15 protein-coding genes and 1 pseudogene are annotated in these 12,983 nt (G+C 66.2%); 7 read left to right on the top strand and 9 right to left on the bottom strand.

The window, feature by feature from the left end:
* The 3 genes and pseudogenes from QZ501_RS12390 to QZ501_RS12380 all read left to right on the top strand — a co-directional run.
* A pseudogene (locus tag QZ501_RS12390) lies at nucleotides 1–191 on the top strand (hypothetical protein); the annotation flags it as partial.
* Nucleotides 192–231: 40 nt separating this feature from the next.
* Complete coding sequence (locus QZ501_RS12385) at nucleotides 232–1,512, top strand: FAD-dependent monooxygenase (RefSeq protein ID WP_295719868.1); 1,281 nt, start codon at nucleotides 232–234, stop codon at nucleotides 1,510–1,512.
* Between the two features lie 18 nt (nucleotides 1,513–1,530).
* Nucleotides 1,531–1,884 (top strand): histidine triad nucleotide-binding protein, encoded by a 354-nt coding sequence (locus QZ501_RS12380; protein ID WP_095615913.1) that lies wholly within the window; start codon nucleotides 1,531–1,533, stop codon nucleotides 1,882–1,884.
* Between the two features lie 18 nt (nucleotides 1,885–1,902).
* Here QZ501_RS12380 and phoU read toward each other — a convergent pair whose 3' ends face one another.
* The gene (gene phoU, locus QZ501_RS12375) at nucleotides 1,903–2,658 is read right to left on the bottom strand and encodes a phosphate signaling complex protein PhoU (RefSeq protein ID WP_160898963.1); all 756 of its coding nucleotides are present in this window, start codon (nucleotides 2,656–2,658) and stop codon (nucleotides 1,903–1,905) included.
* A gap of 157 nt (nucleotides 2,659–2,815) precedes the next feature.
* Here phoU and QZ501_RS12370 point away from each other — a divergent pair, with 157 nt between their 5' ends.
* From QZ501_RS12370 to cobG, 3 genes are all read left to right on the top strand, one after another.
* Complete coding sequence (locus QZ501_RS12370) at nucleotides 2,816–3,223, top strand: acyl-CoA thioesterase (protein WP_095615915.1); 408 nt, start codon at nucleotides 2,816–2,818, stop codon at nucleotides 3,221–3,223.
* A gap of 175 nt (nucleotides 3,224–3,398) precedes the next feature.
* Nucleotides 3,399–4,067, top strand: coding sequence for a PEP-CTERM sorting domain-containing protein (locus QZ501_RS12365; protein WP_295719864.1), 669 nt, complete (start codon nucleotides 3,399–3,401; stop codon nucleotides 4,065–4,067).
* 93 nt (nucleotides 4,068–4,160) lie between these two features.
* Nucleotides 4,161–5,510, top strand: a complete 1,350-nt coding sequence (gene cobG / locus QZ501_RS12360; RefSeq protein ID WP_295719862.1) for a precorrin-3B synthase — start codon at nucleotides 4,161–4,163, stop codon at nucleotides 5,508–5,510.
* Here cobG and cobM read toward each other — a convergent pair.
* The gene (gene cobM / locus QZ501_RS12355; protein ID WP_295719859.1) at nucleotides 5,486–6,241 is read right to left on the bottom strand and encodes a precorrin-4 C(11)-methyltransferase; all 756 of its coding nucleotides are present in this window, start codon (nucleotides 6,239–6,241) and stop codon (nucleotides 5,486–5,488) included. The two genes, cobG and cobM, sit on opposite strands and share 25 nt — an antisense overlap.
* Nucleotides 6,238–7,530, bottom strand: a complete 1,293-nt coding sequence (cbiE, locus tag QZ501_RS12350; RefSeq protein WP_295719857.1) for a precorrin-6y C5,15-methyltransferase (decarboxylating) subunit CbiE — start codon at nucleotides 7,528–7,530, stop codon at nucleotides 6,238–6,240. Before cbiE ends, cobM begins: the two co-directional genes overlap by 4 nt.
* Nucleotides 7,531–7,552: 22 nt before the next feature.
* Here cbiE and QZ501_RS12345 point away from each other — a divergent pair, with 22 nt between their 5' ends.
* Nucleotides 7,553–8,347, top strand: a complete 795-nt coding sequence (locus QZ501_RS12345) for a cobalt-precorrin-6A reductase (protein WP_151439803.1) — start codon at nucleotides 7,553–7,555, stop codon at nucleotides 8,345–8,347.
* Nucleotides 8,348–8,447: 100 nt separating this feature from the next.
* On the opposite strand, the gene cobJ is transcribed toward QZ501_RS12345, so the two are convergent.
* The 6 genes from cobJ to QZ501_RS12315 form a co-directional block, all read right to left on the bottom strand.
* Entirely contained in the window at nucleotides 8,448–9,194 is a 747-nt protein-coding gene (gene cobJ / locus QZ501_RS12340; RefSeq protein ID WP_295719855.1) for a precorrin-3B C(17)-methyltransferase, read from the bottom strand.
* Entirely contained in the window at nucleotides 9,191–9,952 is a 762-nt protein-coding gene (locus tag QZ501_RS12335; RefSeq protein ID WP_151439801.1) for a precorrin-2 C(20)-methyltransferase, read from the bottom strand. Before QZ501_RS12335 ends, cobJ begins: the two co-directional genes overlap by 4 nt.
* Before the next feature lie 5 nt (nucleotides 9,953–9,957).
* Entirely contained in the window at nucleotides 9,958–10,590 is a 633-nt protein-coding gene (locus QZ501_RS12330) for a precorrin-8X methylmutase (protein ID WP_295719853.1), read from the bottom strand.
* Between the two features lie 216 nt (nucleotides 10,591–10,806).
* A complete protein-coding gene (locus tag QZ501_RS12325) occupies nucleotides 10,807–11,580 on the bottom strand; it encodes an ABC transporter permease (RefSeq protein WP_295719852.1) in 774 nt (257 codons plus the stop codon).
* Nucleotides 11,577–12,350, bottom strand: a complete 774-nt coding sequence (locus QZ501_RS12320; RefSeq protein WP_295719849.1) for an ABC transporter ATP-binding protein — start codon at nucleotides 12,348–12,350, stop codon at nucleotides 11,577–11,579. The genes QZ501_RS12325 and QZ501_RS12320 overlap by 4 nt, the downstream gene beginning before the upstream one ends.
* Nucleotides 12,347–12,934 (bottom strand): cobalt-precorrin-5B (C(1))-methyltransferase, encoded by a 588-nt coding sequence (locus tag QZ501_RS12315; RefSeq protein WP_295719847.1) that lies wholly within the window; start codon nucleotides 12,932–12,934, stop codon nucleotides 12,347–12,349. The genes QZ501_RS12320 and QZ501_RS12315 overlap by 4 nt, the downstream gene beginning before the upstream one ends.
* Nucleotides 12,935–12,983 lie beyond the last annotated feature (49 nt).

The raw sequence follows: 12,983 nt of genomic DNA, 5'->3' as shown, positions 1-12,983 counted from the left end.
GCGAAACCCTTGCGGAACAGCCGGAAATCACCTTCGCCGCGGGCAGCCATACCGAGGCCATGCAGATCGCCACAAGGGATTACCTGGCACTGGCCCAGCCGGTGGTCATCAGCCAGGGCTTCCTGCGGCCCGGTGCCCGCCGTCCCGCCTGGCTCGCCGGCAGGCCCGGACGCTCGCGCAAGGCCGGCTGAGCCCCTGTTGCCGTCGTTCACTCTGGCGTAGACTGCGCTCATGAGTGAACACGAGCACGACATCGCCGTGATCGGCGCCGGCATGGTTGGCGCCGCCCTGGCACTGGCCTGCGCAGCCGGCGGCTGGCGCGTGGCCGTAATCGAACCCAGCACCCCGGAACAACCCTCCGACAACAGCGAACCCGACCTGCGCGTCTCCGCCCTGAGCGCCGGCAGCGAAGCCTGGCTGCGCGGGCTGGGCGTATGGCCCGCCATGGAGGAAATGCGCATGGCGCCCTTCCAGCGGCTGGCGGTCTGGGAGGCCGCCTCGGGACCGCTCGCCAGCATGCCCGGCGGCCGGCTGCTGGCCCAGCAGGCACGCACCGAGTTCAACGCCGCCCGGCTCGGACGCGACCATCTGGGCCATATCGTCGAGAACCGCGTAACCCGCTGGGCCCTTTGGGAACGGATGGGCCAGCAGACCGGCATTACCCGGTTCTGCCCGGCATCACTCCAGGCGCTGGAGCAGACAGAAGACGGCGTCACGCTCACACTGGAAGGCGGTGAGACGCTGCGTGTGGCTCTGGTCGTGGGTGCGGACGGGGCCAGTTCCGTAACACGGCGCCTGGCCGGCATCGGGACCAGCCGCACGCATTACCGCCAGCAGGCCATGGTCATCAACATCCGCCATGCACCGCCGGCCCAGACCATCACCTGGCAGATGTTCACCCCCCAGGGACCCAAAGCCTACCTGCCGTTGCCCGAAGCGGATGGCAGCGCCTGGGGCTCACTGGTCTGGTACGACCAGCCGGAAACCCTGGATGAACTGATGGCCATGGAGGAAGACCGACTCCTGGCCGCCATACGCAGAACCTTTCCACTGGAGCTGCCGGACCCCGAGGCCGCTCCGGCGCGGGGCCGTTTTCCCATCGCACGCGAACATGCCCACCAATACGCCCACGGGCGTGTTGTGCTGGTCGGGGACGCCGCCCACACCATCAACCCACTGGCCGGGCAGGGCGTCAATCTCGGCTTCCAGGACGCAGCCGCGCTGGCGCGCAGCCTGGGCACGGCGGGCGCTCAGAGTGACCCCGGGAAGGCGCGAGTGCTGGCCGCCTACGAGGCGGAGCGCCGCCCCCGCAACCGCCTGATGATGGACGCCATGGACCTGTTCTACCATCTGTTCAGCAACACCACCCCGCCACTGCATCTGGCGCGCACCCTGGGCCTGGGGCTGGCGGGCCGGGTGCCATTCGCGCGCGAACGGGTCACCCGCTATGCCATGGGGATTGACGAGCAGCTGCCCGCGCCCATTGAATCACTGCTGAAACGACTGGCCTGACAACCAAGCGAGGAACCCATGTCCGAAACCATCTTCAGCCGCATCATCAACCGTGAAATCCCCGCCGATATCGTGCACGAGGACGACCAGTGCCTGGCCTTCCGGGACATCAACCCGCAGGCGCCGGTACACATCCTGATCATCCCGAAAAAGGCCATCCCAACGGTCAACGACATCACCGAAGAGGATGAGAAGACGGTGGGGCACCTCTATACCGTCGCCGCCCGGATTGCCAAGGAGGAAGGCATCGACGGGGACGGTTTCCGTACGGTCATGAACTGCAACGAACACGGCGGCCAGTCCGTGTACCACATCCACCTGCACCTGATCGGTGGCAAGGCACTGGGCTGGCCCCCCTTCCCCAACGGCTGAGGCACATGGCGCGGGTGGTCAGCCCGCGCTTCCCGAATCGTTGCCGTCAGCGTCAAGTTCCCGTTCCGTCTCGGAAAGCGGCCGATGGCGCACGTCCATACCGCGGACCAGGTAGATCACCTGCTCGGCCAGGTTGTCCGCGTGGTCACCGACCCGCTCCAGAGCCCGCAGCGTCCACATCTGGTTAAGACAGAGCCCGATACCACGCGGATCCTCCATCATGTGCGTGACCAGCGCGCGTGCGGAACTCTTGTATTCCTCGTCCACGGACTCATCCTCGCGCATCACGTTCAGGGCGCTCTCGGTATCAAAGCGCGCGAAGGCATCCAGGGCATTCCGCACCATGGCCCGGACATGGCCGCTGATATTGCGCACCTCCACGAAACGGCGCTGGCTCATGCTGTCATCCATCTCATCTGACATCTCCAGCGCCAGGCGTGCGATCTTCTTGGCCTCGTCGCCAATGCGCTCAAGGTCCGCCACCATCTTGACCACGGACATGACCAGGCGCAGGTCACTGGCGGCCGGCTGGCGCAGCGCGATCACCTGTATGGCCTCCTCATCAAGGCGGCGCTCCATGTCGTCCACCTCGCGATCACGGTCACGCACGGCCTGCGCTTTATCCGCATCATTGCTGACGAGCGCCTCAACCGCCTCGCCAATCTGTTTCTCGACCAGTCCGCCCATTTCAAGCAGCTGGTTCTTGAGTTCACTCAGCTCATCATTGAACCGCTGGGAAATGTGGCGGGAATAGTTCTCTCGATCACTTACCATTATTGTGCCTCTGACAATGTGTCACCCACGGGAAGGATAAGACAGATGTGTGACAGTTCCATGACATCAGGCCACGCCTCAAGCCACATCGCAAATGCCGCTGATGGGGCTATACTGGCCCGCAACGCATCCTGACTGAAGCATCGGACAGACACCCATGAAAACACAACCCGACAAACCCCAACCCCGTGGTGAACTGACGCTGCAGCTGGTCACCATGGCCTCCGACACCAACAATAACGGCGATATCTACGCCGGCTGGCTGGTCAACAAGATGGATCTGGCCAGCGCCACCGCAGCCGGCCGACTGGCGCGCGGCCGGACCGCAACCGTCGCCATGGAAGGCATGGAGTTCCTGTCGCCCGTGCGACTTGGCGCCGAGGTGGCCTTCTACACCCACCTGGAGGACATTGGCCGGAGCTCCATGAAGATACGGGTGGAGGTATGGACCCGTGACCAGACCGAGCAGCATGCGCGCAAGGTAACCGAGGCGCAGTTCGTGAGCGTGGCCATCGATGAGCATGGCCGGATCCGCGAAGTGCCCGAGCCGGCCCAGAAGCTCTAGCCGGGAGCCCGGCTGGCCCTATCTGTCAGATTTTTTTACACATTGGCCGTCTCGTAGATGGCTGGCGCATGACCATCTGTATGATTGCGCAGATGAAAGAGCCTCTGTGCACGCTTCATGCATTCCTCTCTCTGTCCGATCTGCCATCCCGGCAGGGATTCAGGGAGTCAGAGTCATGCAAAAGCCCACATCCATACCCCATTCATCACGTGCCCTTGTCATGGGTTTTCTGCTGCTGCCTGCAGCCGCCATGGCGGCACCCTACACCTTCGACAGCGGCACCGGTCTCAATGATGCTCACAGCTGCAGCAGTGGCGGTGCCTACATCATCAGCACAGGCAACGTAACCGCCAACAACGCCGATGCCACAAACTGTTTTGGCGCCTACGGGGGCAACCCCAGCCAGCTGCTGCCGAACAGCGCACCACTGACCTGGAACGGCGACAGCTGGGATTTCATCGCCAAGAAGGAGGAAGGCACTTCCGGTGCCCTCAGCGCGGACATTGGCCAGAACCAGGGGAACTGGTCCTACTCCGGCGATTTCAGTAACTGGGCCAGCTTCTTTGTGGTCACCAAGGCCTCGAATAATCCCGGCTGGGCAGCCTATTACTTCGATGATACCCAGAGGTTCAGCACACTCAGCGGCACCTTCTTCATCCCCTGGGCGAACGAGGGCGGCAATAATGGCCCCGACCCCAGCGCTCTTGTGGAAGGCGGATCCGCCCTGTCCAACCTGAGCCTGTACGCCCGCCGGGTAGCCGAGGTTCCCGAGCCGGCCACGCTTGGCCTGATGGGTCTGGGGCTTCTGGGCCTGGGTCTGGGCCGACGCCAGCGCGCCCGGTAACCCGGGGGACGACCGCCGCAACTGCGGCGGTCTTTCTTTTCACCGCCTTTCGGGCCTATCCTGAGCCTTCGTACACAACCCAACACCTTGATCATGCCCATTCCGGATCACTACCGCCGTGGCGCCTGCCCTTCCGCCGGCAACCCGATGGCCAGCGGCGACGGGCTCCTGTCGAGGATCCGGCTGATCGATGGCCGCCTGACACCATCAGGTCTCAGGCGGGTGGCGGCGCTGGCGGATGAGCACGGATCCGGCCTGATCGAGATCACCGGCAGGGGCAACCTGCAGCTTCGGGGCCTCGCCGAGGAGGCCGAGGCCGAGCTGACAGCAACACTGGTGGATGCTGGCCTGGCGGTTGAACCAGCGGCGTCCGAAGCGGTCCGCAACATCCAGTGCAGTGCCGCTGCGGACCTGGATCCACAGGCCCTGATCGACCCTGCCCCTCAAGCCCGTGCTCTCGATCAGAGGCTCATCAGCGATGACCGTTTCCGGGCGTTGCCGCCCAAGTTCCGCTTCGTTTTCAACGGCGGAGGGCTGACCCATCTGGCTGATGCGGACGGGGATATCCGAGCGGATGCGGTTTCAACGCCGGAAGGCACCCGGTACCGCATCGGCCTGGCCGGAACCTCCGCCACGGCTCAAAGCCTGGGCAACTGTAAGCCATCGCAGGTGGTGGATGTCCTGGTCGAGCTGGCCCTGATCTTCCTCGAAGAGCGCCAGCGACTGATCACGCCGGCAAGGCGGATGCGGCAGCTCATTGATGCCTCCGGCAGTTCGCCCTTCGCGGGGCTGCGTGATCTCAGCCGGCCCGGTGGCGTTACGGCGGACCATCCACCGGCTCCGGAACCCGGCCGGACCAGGGCCGGCACGGTTCTGGGTGTCGCCCTCGGGTGCCTGGGCACCAACAGCGCCCGGCTGATCGCGGAACAGCTGGAAGCGCACAACAGCACACTGAGGATCACGCCCCAGCGATGCCTGATCATGCCCCATGGCCCGGTCACCAACCCCGGGCTTGCGGAAGCGCCGGAACTGATCCACACCCCGGGCGATCCCCGACTCTCGGCCATTGCCTGCCCCGGAATGCCGGGCTGTGCCTCGGGCAGCACCGCAACACGCCGGGATGCCCTGGACTGGGCTGAACAGGTGCCGGAACTCTTCGACGGGCGTAGTCTGGTCCACGTTTCCGGATGCCCCAAGGGCTGCGCCCATCCCGGCAGGGCCCCTGTGGTGCTGGTCGCCCGGGAGGGGCGCTACGACCTGGTGCTCGACGACCGGACCCTGCCCGAGGAGGAAGGCCACCGGATCGCAAGCGGCCTGCTGCCGGAGGAGGTCCCGGATACGCTGCGCGCCCTGGTCAGTACAGCAGCACTGAACAGCCCCGGTGACGAACCCCTGGTCCAGTCCCTGGTACGCGTGGCTCAGGCATCCCGGAACAGGCGATGATGGGCCGGGTCGTAGAGGGCACTGTTGCAGAAATCCGTCTCCCCGAGCGCCGGACCCACAAGGATGAGCGCTGAACGCTTCTCCGGGATGCGCTCAAGATCCTCCGCCAGCCGCCCGAGCGGCGCCCGCAGCACCTGCTCATCCGGCCGGCTGGCGCGGAAGACCACCGCCGCCGGGCAGGCGGCGCCGTAAAAGGGGGTCAGCCGTTCCACCACCGAATCCAGCGTGTGCAGCGAGAGGTGAATCGCGAGGGTCGTGCCGGTGGCCGCGTACGCCTCCAGGGTTTCGCCTTCCGGCATGGAGGAGGCGCGCCCCTGGGTCCGTGTGAGCACCAGGCTCTGGGCGACACCGGGCATGGTCAGCTCCTGGCCCAGTACGGCCGCCGCCGCTGAAAAGGCGGGGACGCCGGGGGTCAGCTCGTACGGAATGGCCAGTTCCCGAAGCCGGCGCAGCTGCTCCGCCACCGCCGAGTAGATGGCCAGATCCCCGGAGTGGAGGCGGGCCACGTCCAGACCCTCGTTGTGGGCTTTCTGGATTTCGCCGATGATGTCATCCAGCGCCATGGAGGCTGTGTTGATCAGCCATGCGTCCTCCGGCGCATGGGCAAGCACTTCCTCCGGGATGATCGAACCCGCGTAGAGGCAGACCGGGCAGGCGGCGATGCGGTCCCTTGCCCGCAGCGTGATCAGATCCGGGGCGCCCGGGCCGGCCCCGATGAAGTGTACCGTCATGCTCTTCCTTCCCCTGCCTGTGATGGTTTGGTGATGGACCAGATCGTGATCGGCCGGTCCGACTGCCAGCCATTGAACCGCCCCAGCGGCTCCGTGCGGTCCACCGAGAGGCGTGTCAGTTGCCCGCCGAACCGCTCCCGGGCCGCCATCAGCGCGGCTTCGCCTTCAAGGGTTACCGCCGTCGCCACACAGCGGCCCCCAGCTGCCAAAGCGGACCAGGCGGCATCAATCACGCCCTCCCCACTGGCACCGCCCCCGATGAAGACTGCGTCCGGTTGCGCCAGCGCGGGCATCGCCCCAAGGAGATCTCCCTCCCGGGTCTCCAGGTGGCCCACGCCATGCAGGCGCGCATTCTCCCGAACGTTTGCCAGCCGCTCCGGGCGCCGTTCAACCGCGGTCGCCCTGTTGGCCGGGTCCGCCAGGAGCCATTCCACGGCCACCGCGCCGGAACCGGCGCCCAGATCCCAGAGATGCTCCCCGCCCTGGGGCGCCAGTTGCGCCATGACCACCGCCCGGATCTCCGGCTGCGAGATCTGGCCGTCCTGCAGGAAGGCCTCATTGGCCCGCCCCGGCACCCTGGAGACCGGCGTTGCCCCTTCGGCGAGCCGGCATTCGATAGCCAGGGTATTCAGGCGGGCAGGCGCCTGCGCCAGACCTTGCTGCGCCGTGGTCTCAAGTATCCGTTCCTCCGGCCCACCCAAGGCCTCGAGTACTGTCACCCGGCTGACGCCGTAACCACTGTCCGTGAGCAGCCGACAGACCACCGCCGGGCTCTGTTCATCACTGCTGAGCACCAGCAGCCGCCGATCGGGCGCAAGCGCCACCCGCAACCGGTCCGGATCCCGCGCCACCAGCGAGTGACAGTGAACCGACTGCAGCGGCCACCCCAGGCGCGCGGCCGCCAGCGAAAAGGCGGAAGGGCCGGGGTGGCAGTCCATCATCTCCGGAGGAAAGGTGCGCGCGAGCGTCGCCCCCACTCCGTACCAGAACGGGTCACCACTGGCGAGCACACAGACCGGCCGCCCCTGCCACTGGCGTATCCGTTCAATGCCCTCACTGAACGGCGACGGCCAGGCTTCCCGCTGCTGGCCTGAAATGGCCGGCAGGTGATCCAGATGGCGCTGGCCCCCGATCACGAATTCCGCCCCGGTTACCGCCGCCCGGGCCGCCTCACCCAGCGCGTCCCAGCCAGCCTCGGACAGCCCCACAACGCTCAGCCAGCGTTGCGTTCCCGGCTCGCCACAAGACGTGTTCTCCGCGCTCGCTGTATAATCCCGTTTTTCATCCATTTCCCGACTCCGGCAACCAACCATGGCCTTTCGCATCCTGATCCTCGGCGGCACCCGCGACGCCATGACACTGGCGGAACAGCTCCTGGAAAAACCCGAGCTGGAACCCACCTACTCACTAGCGGGCCGTACCCGCCGCCCCCTGCCACCGGCACTGCCAACCCGCCGGGGCGGCTTCGGCGGTATTGAAGGCCTGAAGCAGTGGCTCATGGAGCACGACATTGCCGCCGTGGTGGACGCCACCCACCCGTTCGCCGCCGAGATGTCCCACAACGCCGCCATTGCCTGCCAGGAGCTCGACCTGCCTCTGGGCCGGCTCGAACGCGAACCCTGGGCGCCCCAGTCCGGCGACGACTGGTACCCGGTACCCGACCTCCACGAAGCGGCCCGCAAAGCCACCGGACTGACCGCGGCGGGTGACACCCTCTGGCTCACCACCGGCCGCACCAGCCTCCCGGCCTTTGAGGGCATCCCCGACCGCCACCTGCTCGTGCGCTGCGTCGATCCTCCGGACCCCGAGCCCGCGTTTCCGGACTGGACCCTGATTGAAGACCGCGGCCCCTACCACCTCGAGGACGAACGCCGCCTCATCAGCGACCACAACGTCGCCGCCCTCATCACCAAGAACTCCGGCGGCCAGGCCGCCCACCCCAAACTCGACGCCGCCCGCGAGGCCGGCATCCCGGTCATCATCATCGACCGCCCCTCCCTGCCTCCGGCCACCCACTCCTTCCAGTCCCCGGAAGAAGTCACACAATGGCTGGAACAGGCGCTAAAGGTTATCGAGGCGTATCAGACGGGGTCCGGGGAGCTCTGAACGGGAAGCTCTGGAGCCATGGATGGCGTAAGAGCAGCGTACACGGACGTATTTACAGCGATTCCCGTTCAGAGCTCCCCGGAGCCCGTCCTTCGAGGCGCTAAACATAATCCCGGGGACTGTAAACAAACCAACGATCCCCATGACGCACATACCGCCCCCGGGAATTCCCAACCAGAACCACCGTCCGCATATCCACCTCGGTCGGATCCGCCTCCGCCAGCGTCGTCATCCGAACCCACTCATCCGGCCGCCCGACCGCCGCCGCGAACACCACCGGCGTCTCCCCCCGCTGCTCCGCCCTCAGGAGCGACAGCGCCTCGCCCAGCTGCCAGGGCCGGCTCGAGGAGCGCGGATTGTAGAACGCCATGGCAAAATCCGCCCGAGCCGCCAGCTGCAGCCGGTTCGCGATCACCGACCAGGGCTTGAGATTGTCCGAAAGCGAGATGGCACAGAAGTCATGCCCCAAAGGCGCTCCCACCCGGGCAGCCGCCGCCTGCAGCGCCGACACTCCCGGATGCACCTCAAACTCAACGTCCGCCCACTCCGGTCGTGCCTGATGATCCAGCACCTCGCAAAGAGCCGCCGCCATGGCAAAAATGCCCGGGTCGCCCCCGGACACCACCGCCACACTGCGCCCTTCCGCAGCCAGGTCCAGCGCCCCGGCAGCCCGCTCCAGCTCCACCCGGTTGTCCGAGGGATGGCACTGGTGGCGTTCCGAGGCCAGCCGGTCCAGGTAGGGCCCGTAGCCCACCAGGTCCGTCGCCTGCTCGATCAGCTCCCGGGTCTCCGGCGTCACCCACTCAGGGCCGGCCGGGCCCACGCCGATCACGTCCAGCCGTTTCATACCCGCACCCCGGGGCCGGGAATCAGTACCATGGAGAAGTACGGCGCCTTGCCGTCCGGCGCCTCCACCAGCGGCATGACCCGCTCCTCCGGCATGCTTGCCTTCTCCACGTACCAGGCCCGCTCCTGGAGGCCCAGGTCCGTCACGATGCGTCGGAGCAGTGGCAGGTTGGTGCCCACCTTCATGATCACCGTGGCCCGTTCCGGATCAATACTGGCCCGCAGGGCCTTCTCGTCCATGGTGCCCGGGATCACCCGCAGCTGGTCGTCGCGCATCATCAACGGATGCGGCAACAGGGCGCCGCCGGCCATCATGGCCCCGACTCCCGGCACCACCGTGCTCTCAAACCGGTCCTTGAGACGCAGGTAGATGTGCATGAAAGAGCCGTAAAAGAAGGCATCGCCTTCATTGAGCACCGCAACAGAACGGCCGGCTTTCAGGTGCTGGGCAACAGCCTCGGCGGATTCCTCGAAGAAATCCTCGATCTGCTGGCGGTATTCCGGGCTGCCATGGGGAATCTCGTTGGTCACCGGGTAGACCAGGGGCAGTTCCTCGTGCTCATCGGTGATATGGGCCTCGCAGGAGGTCCGCGCCCGCCCGGGGCCGCTGCGTTTGCAGAAGTAGGCCACCACCGGGCATTCGGACAGGAGCCGTGCAGCCTTGAGGGTGATCAGTTCCGGATCGCCGGGGCCCGTGCTGATGCCGTAGAGATGGCCGTAACCGGCCGCGTCCTGTGGGATTGTGAGTGCATCATTCATGATGGTCATTCCGTTTCGCTGGCCAGGGCGTTCACGGCGGCGGCGGCCATGGCGCTGCCGCCGCGGCGTCCGTGGACGGTAAGGAAGGGGAGATCCGGGGTCGCCGCGAGGGCTTCCTTGCTTTCGGCGGCGCCGATGAACCCCACGGGAAAGCCGAGTATGGCGGCCGGGCGCGGAGCGCCGTTGGCCAGCCGGTTGAGCAGGTGGAACAGGACGGTCGGGGCGTTGCCGATGGCCACCACGCTGCCCTCGAGGTGCTCATCCCAGAAGTCCACGGCGGCGGCGCTGCGGGTGTTGCCGATGGCAGCGGCGTGCTCGGGCACGCGTTCGTCCCGCAGGGTGCAGATGACGGCGTTGTTCGCGGGCAGGCGTTTACGGGTGACGCCGTGGGCGACCATTTCGCTGTCGCAGAGGATGGGGGCGCCGGCCTGCAGGGCGGCTTTCGCGGAAGCGGCAACGTCAGGGGACCAGCCCATGGCGTCGACAAGGTCGGTCATGCCGCAGGCGTGGATGAGGCGGACGGCGGTTTTTTCCAGGTCCGCGGGCACGGCAGCGAGGTCCGCTTCGTTGCGGATGGTGGCGAAGGAGGCGCGGTAGATGGCGGCGCCGTCCTTTTCGTAGTCATGGAGTTCGTCCATGGTCATTCCCTTCATCAATGTTCAGTACAGAAAACGTTGTCACCAGCTTTCAACTTATTTGCCGGTCAGGCATCGGGGAGTGTTCTCCGGGAATCGCTGTAAATACATCCCTGTACGCTGCTCTTCCGCCATCCCTGGCTCCAGAGCTTCCCGGAGAACACTCCCCGATACCTTCCGTTTAACCGCATAGTTATCGCCACGCCCATTGATCCCACCTCACGGCTTTATCCTTACCCCTCGTGCGACGAGCCACCAGGCGAGTATTCCAGTGGACACAGTCACCACCGGCAGTACCAGCAACATCCATCCACCGCCGGTGGTTCCCTCATCAAGCAGGCTGTACCGGAAGCCGTCCACGATGTAGACCATGGGGTTGGCCAGGGAGGCGGTATCCCAGGGGGCCGGGAGGCGGTCGATGGGGTAGAAGACACCACCGAGGTAAATCAGCGGGGTCAGCAGGAAGGTGGCGATGACGGAGGTGTCGTCGAAGCTGCGGGCGAAGATGCCGTTGATCAGGCCGGCGAAGGAGAACAGGAGCGCGCTCAGGACCGCGACCAGCAGGGCGGCGCCGGGGTGGGCCAGTTGCAGGCTGGTCATGGGCAGTGCGATCAGCAGCACCAGGGCGCCGGCCATAAGGCCGCGCAGCACGGCGGCGGTGGCGAAGCCGGCGACGATGAGCCAGGCGGGCATGGGAGCGACCAGCATTTCCTCGATGTGGCGCTGCAGCCGGGCGCCGAAGAAGGAGAGCGTGGTGTTGTTGTAGGCGTTGGTGACCACGGCGAAGAGCACCAGGCCGGGCATGAGGTAGTCGGCGTAGCTGGCGCCGCCGACTTGACCGAGGTCGCGGCCGACGAACTGCCCGAAGATGACCATGAAGAGGGTGGCTGTGACCACGGAGGGCAGCAGGTTCTGGATCCAGGAGCGCAGGAAGCGCCGCACCTGTTTGATCACCAGGCCCTGGTAGGCGTTCCAGAGGATGGTGGCGTTCATGGCTGGTCCTCCCCTTTGGGCTCGCCGCCTTCGAGAAGACGCAGGAAGCGGGCTTCGAGGCCCTGGTCGCCGGTGCCGCTGCCGGCGTCGGCGCCGAAGAGGCGTTCGGGAATGTCGTTGGCGATCAGGCGGCCTTCCTTGAGCACGGCGACGTTCTGACAGAGGTCGCGCATTTCCTCGAGGTAGTGGCTGCTCATGAGAATGGTGGTTCCGGCCATGTTGAGTTCCTGCAACAGGGCCCAGGTGTCGCGCCGGGCTTCCACGTCCAGGCCGGCCGTGGGTTCGTCGAGGATCAACAGTTCCGGTTCATGGACCAGGGCACGGGCGAGCATCAGGCGACGCTTCATGCCGCCCGACAGCCCCCAGGGCTTGCGTTCGGCGCGTTTCTGCAGGCCTACCCGCTCCAGCACCACACGGGCCCGCTCCCGGGCACGGCGGCGCGGCAGGCCGTAGTACATGGCCTGGGTCTCAATGATCTCGTTGATGGGCTCGAAGCTGTTGAAGTTCACTTCCTGGGGGACGAGGCCGACGCGGCGCCGGGCGGCGACGGGATCGCGTTCCGGATCGTGGCCGAACAGGCGCACGCTGCCGGTCTCCAGTCGCACCAGCCCGGTCATCAGGCCGATCAGGGTGCTCTTGCCGGCGCCGTTGGGGCCGAGCAGGCCGTGGAAGGCGCCCCGTGGCACACTAAGGTCCACGCCCGCCAGCGCTGGCTGGCCGCCCTTATAGGTCTTGTGCAGCCCCTGGAGGTCGATGGCGGTGTCCGTCATGCCACCTCCTCGGCAAACCCGGTGAGTTCGCCCTGGCGGCTGACGCTGCATACCGTCAGGTGATGCTCGCCGGGCAGGTAGTCGCGCATCCGCGCCAGACCCAGGCCGGCCATGCGGTCGCCCAGGGGGACGCCGGTCTGCTGGCAGGCTTCCAGCGCCTCGATGCTGGTGTTGGCGTTGCGGATCCATTCAGCCAGATCCGCCCCAGCACCGGCAGCCAGGGCCTGGTCGGCCAGGAAGTCGAAATCGATGGCACAGCGTTGGCTGTGAGTGTCCGGCTCGCCGGCAGCGAACTTGCTGAGCTTGCCGAAGCCGCTGGCCAAGGTCACGCGGGGCAACGGGTATTTCTTCAGGTACTTGAGAAGGGCGCCGAACATGTCGCCCATCTCGACGATTGCGCCCTCTTCCAGCCCGAAATACGACCGGGCAAAGGTTTCGCTGGTACCGCCCGTGCAGCCGGCGATACCGACGGTACCGACCGCACCCGCGGCCGCGAGGAACCGCCGCCGCCGAACGTCGCGTCCGCTCGGTTCTCTCTCGTCACCGTCCCGTCCACTTCGTCCATCGGATTCGTGTCTCGTCATGTACTTTAGGCTAACCTAAAACAACTTATTCGTGTCGGTTCAGTCGTCC

This window comes from uncultured Halovibrio sp., from assembly GCF_913056445.1.
GTDB lineage: Bacteria > Pseudomonadota > Gammaproteobacteria > Pseudomonadales > Oleiphilaceae > Halospina > Halospina utahensis_B.
This window is presented reverse-complemented; position numbering and strand designations above follow the sequence as displayed.

Coding starts and splice junctions, on each gene's coding strand:
- QZ501_RS12370 (WP_095615915.1), top strand. CDS start 2,816: ATGAAAACACAACCCGACAAACCCCAACCCCGTGGTGAACTGACGCTG.
- phoU (WP_160898963.1), bottom strand. CDS start 2,658: ATGGTAAGTGATCGAGAGAACTATTCCCGCCACATTTCCCAGCGGTTC.
- cbiE (WP_295719857.1), bottom strand. CDS start 7,530: ATGGATGAAAAACGGGATTATACAGCGAGCGCGGAGAACACGTCTTGT.
- QZ501_RS12320 (WP_295719849.1), bottom strand. CDS start 12,350: ATGACGGACACCGCCATCGACCTCCAGGGGCTGCACAAGACCTATAAG.
- cobM (WP_295719859.1), bottom strand. CDS start 6,241: ATGACGGTACACTTCATCGGGGCCGGCCCGGGCGCCCCGGATCTGATC.
- QZ501_RS12380 (WP_095615913.1), top strand. CDS start 1,531: ATGTCCGAAACCATCTTCAGCCGCATCATCAACCGTGAAATCCCCGCC.
- cobG (WP_295719862.1), top strand. CDS start 4,161: ATGCCCATTCCGGATCACTACCGCCGTGGCGCCTGCCCTTCCGCCGGC.
- QZ501_RS12385 (WP_295719868.1), top strand. CDS start 232: ATGAGTGAACACGAGCACGACATCGCCGTGATCGGCGCCGGCATGGTT.
- QZ501_RS12330 (WP_295719853.1), bottom strand. CDS start 10,590: ATGGACGAACTCCATGACTACGAAAAGGACGGCGCCGCCATCTACCGC.
- cobJ (WP_295719855.1), bottom strand. CDS start 9,194: ATGAAACGGCTGGACGTGATCGGCGTGGGCCCGGCCGGCCCTGAGTGG.
- QZ501_RS12315 (WP_295719847.1), bottom strand. CDS start 12,934: ATGACGAGACACGAATCCGATGGACGAAGTGGACGGGACGGTGACGAG.
- QZ501_RS12345 (WP_151439803.1), top strand. CDS start 7,553: ATGGCCTTTCGCATCCTGATCCTCGGCGGCACCCGCGACGCCATGACA.
- QZ501_RS12335 (WP_151439801.1), bottom strand. CDS start 9,952: ATGAATGATGCACTCACAATCCCACAGGACGCGGCCGGTTACGGCCAT.
- QZ501_RS12325 (WP_295719852.1), bottom strand. CDS start 11,580: ATGAACGCCACCATCCTCTGGAACGCCTACCAGGGCCTGGTGATCAAA.
- QZ501_RS12365 (WP_295719864.1), top strand. CDS start 3,399: ATGCAAAAGCCCACATCCATACCCCATTCATCACGTGCCCTTGTCATG.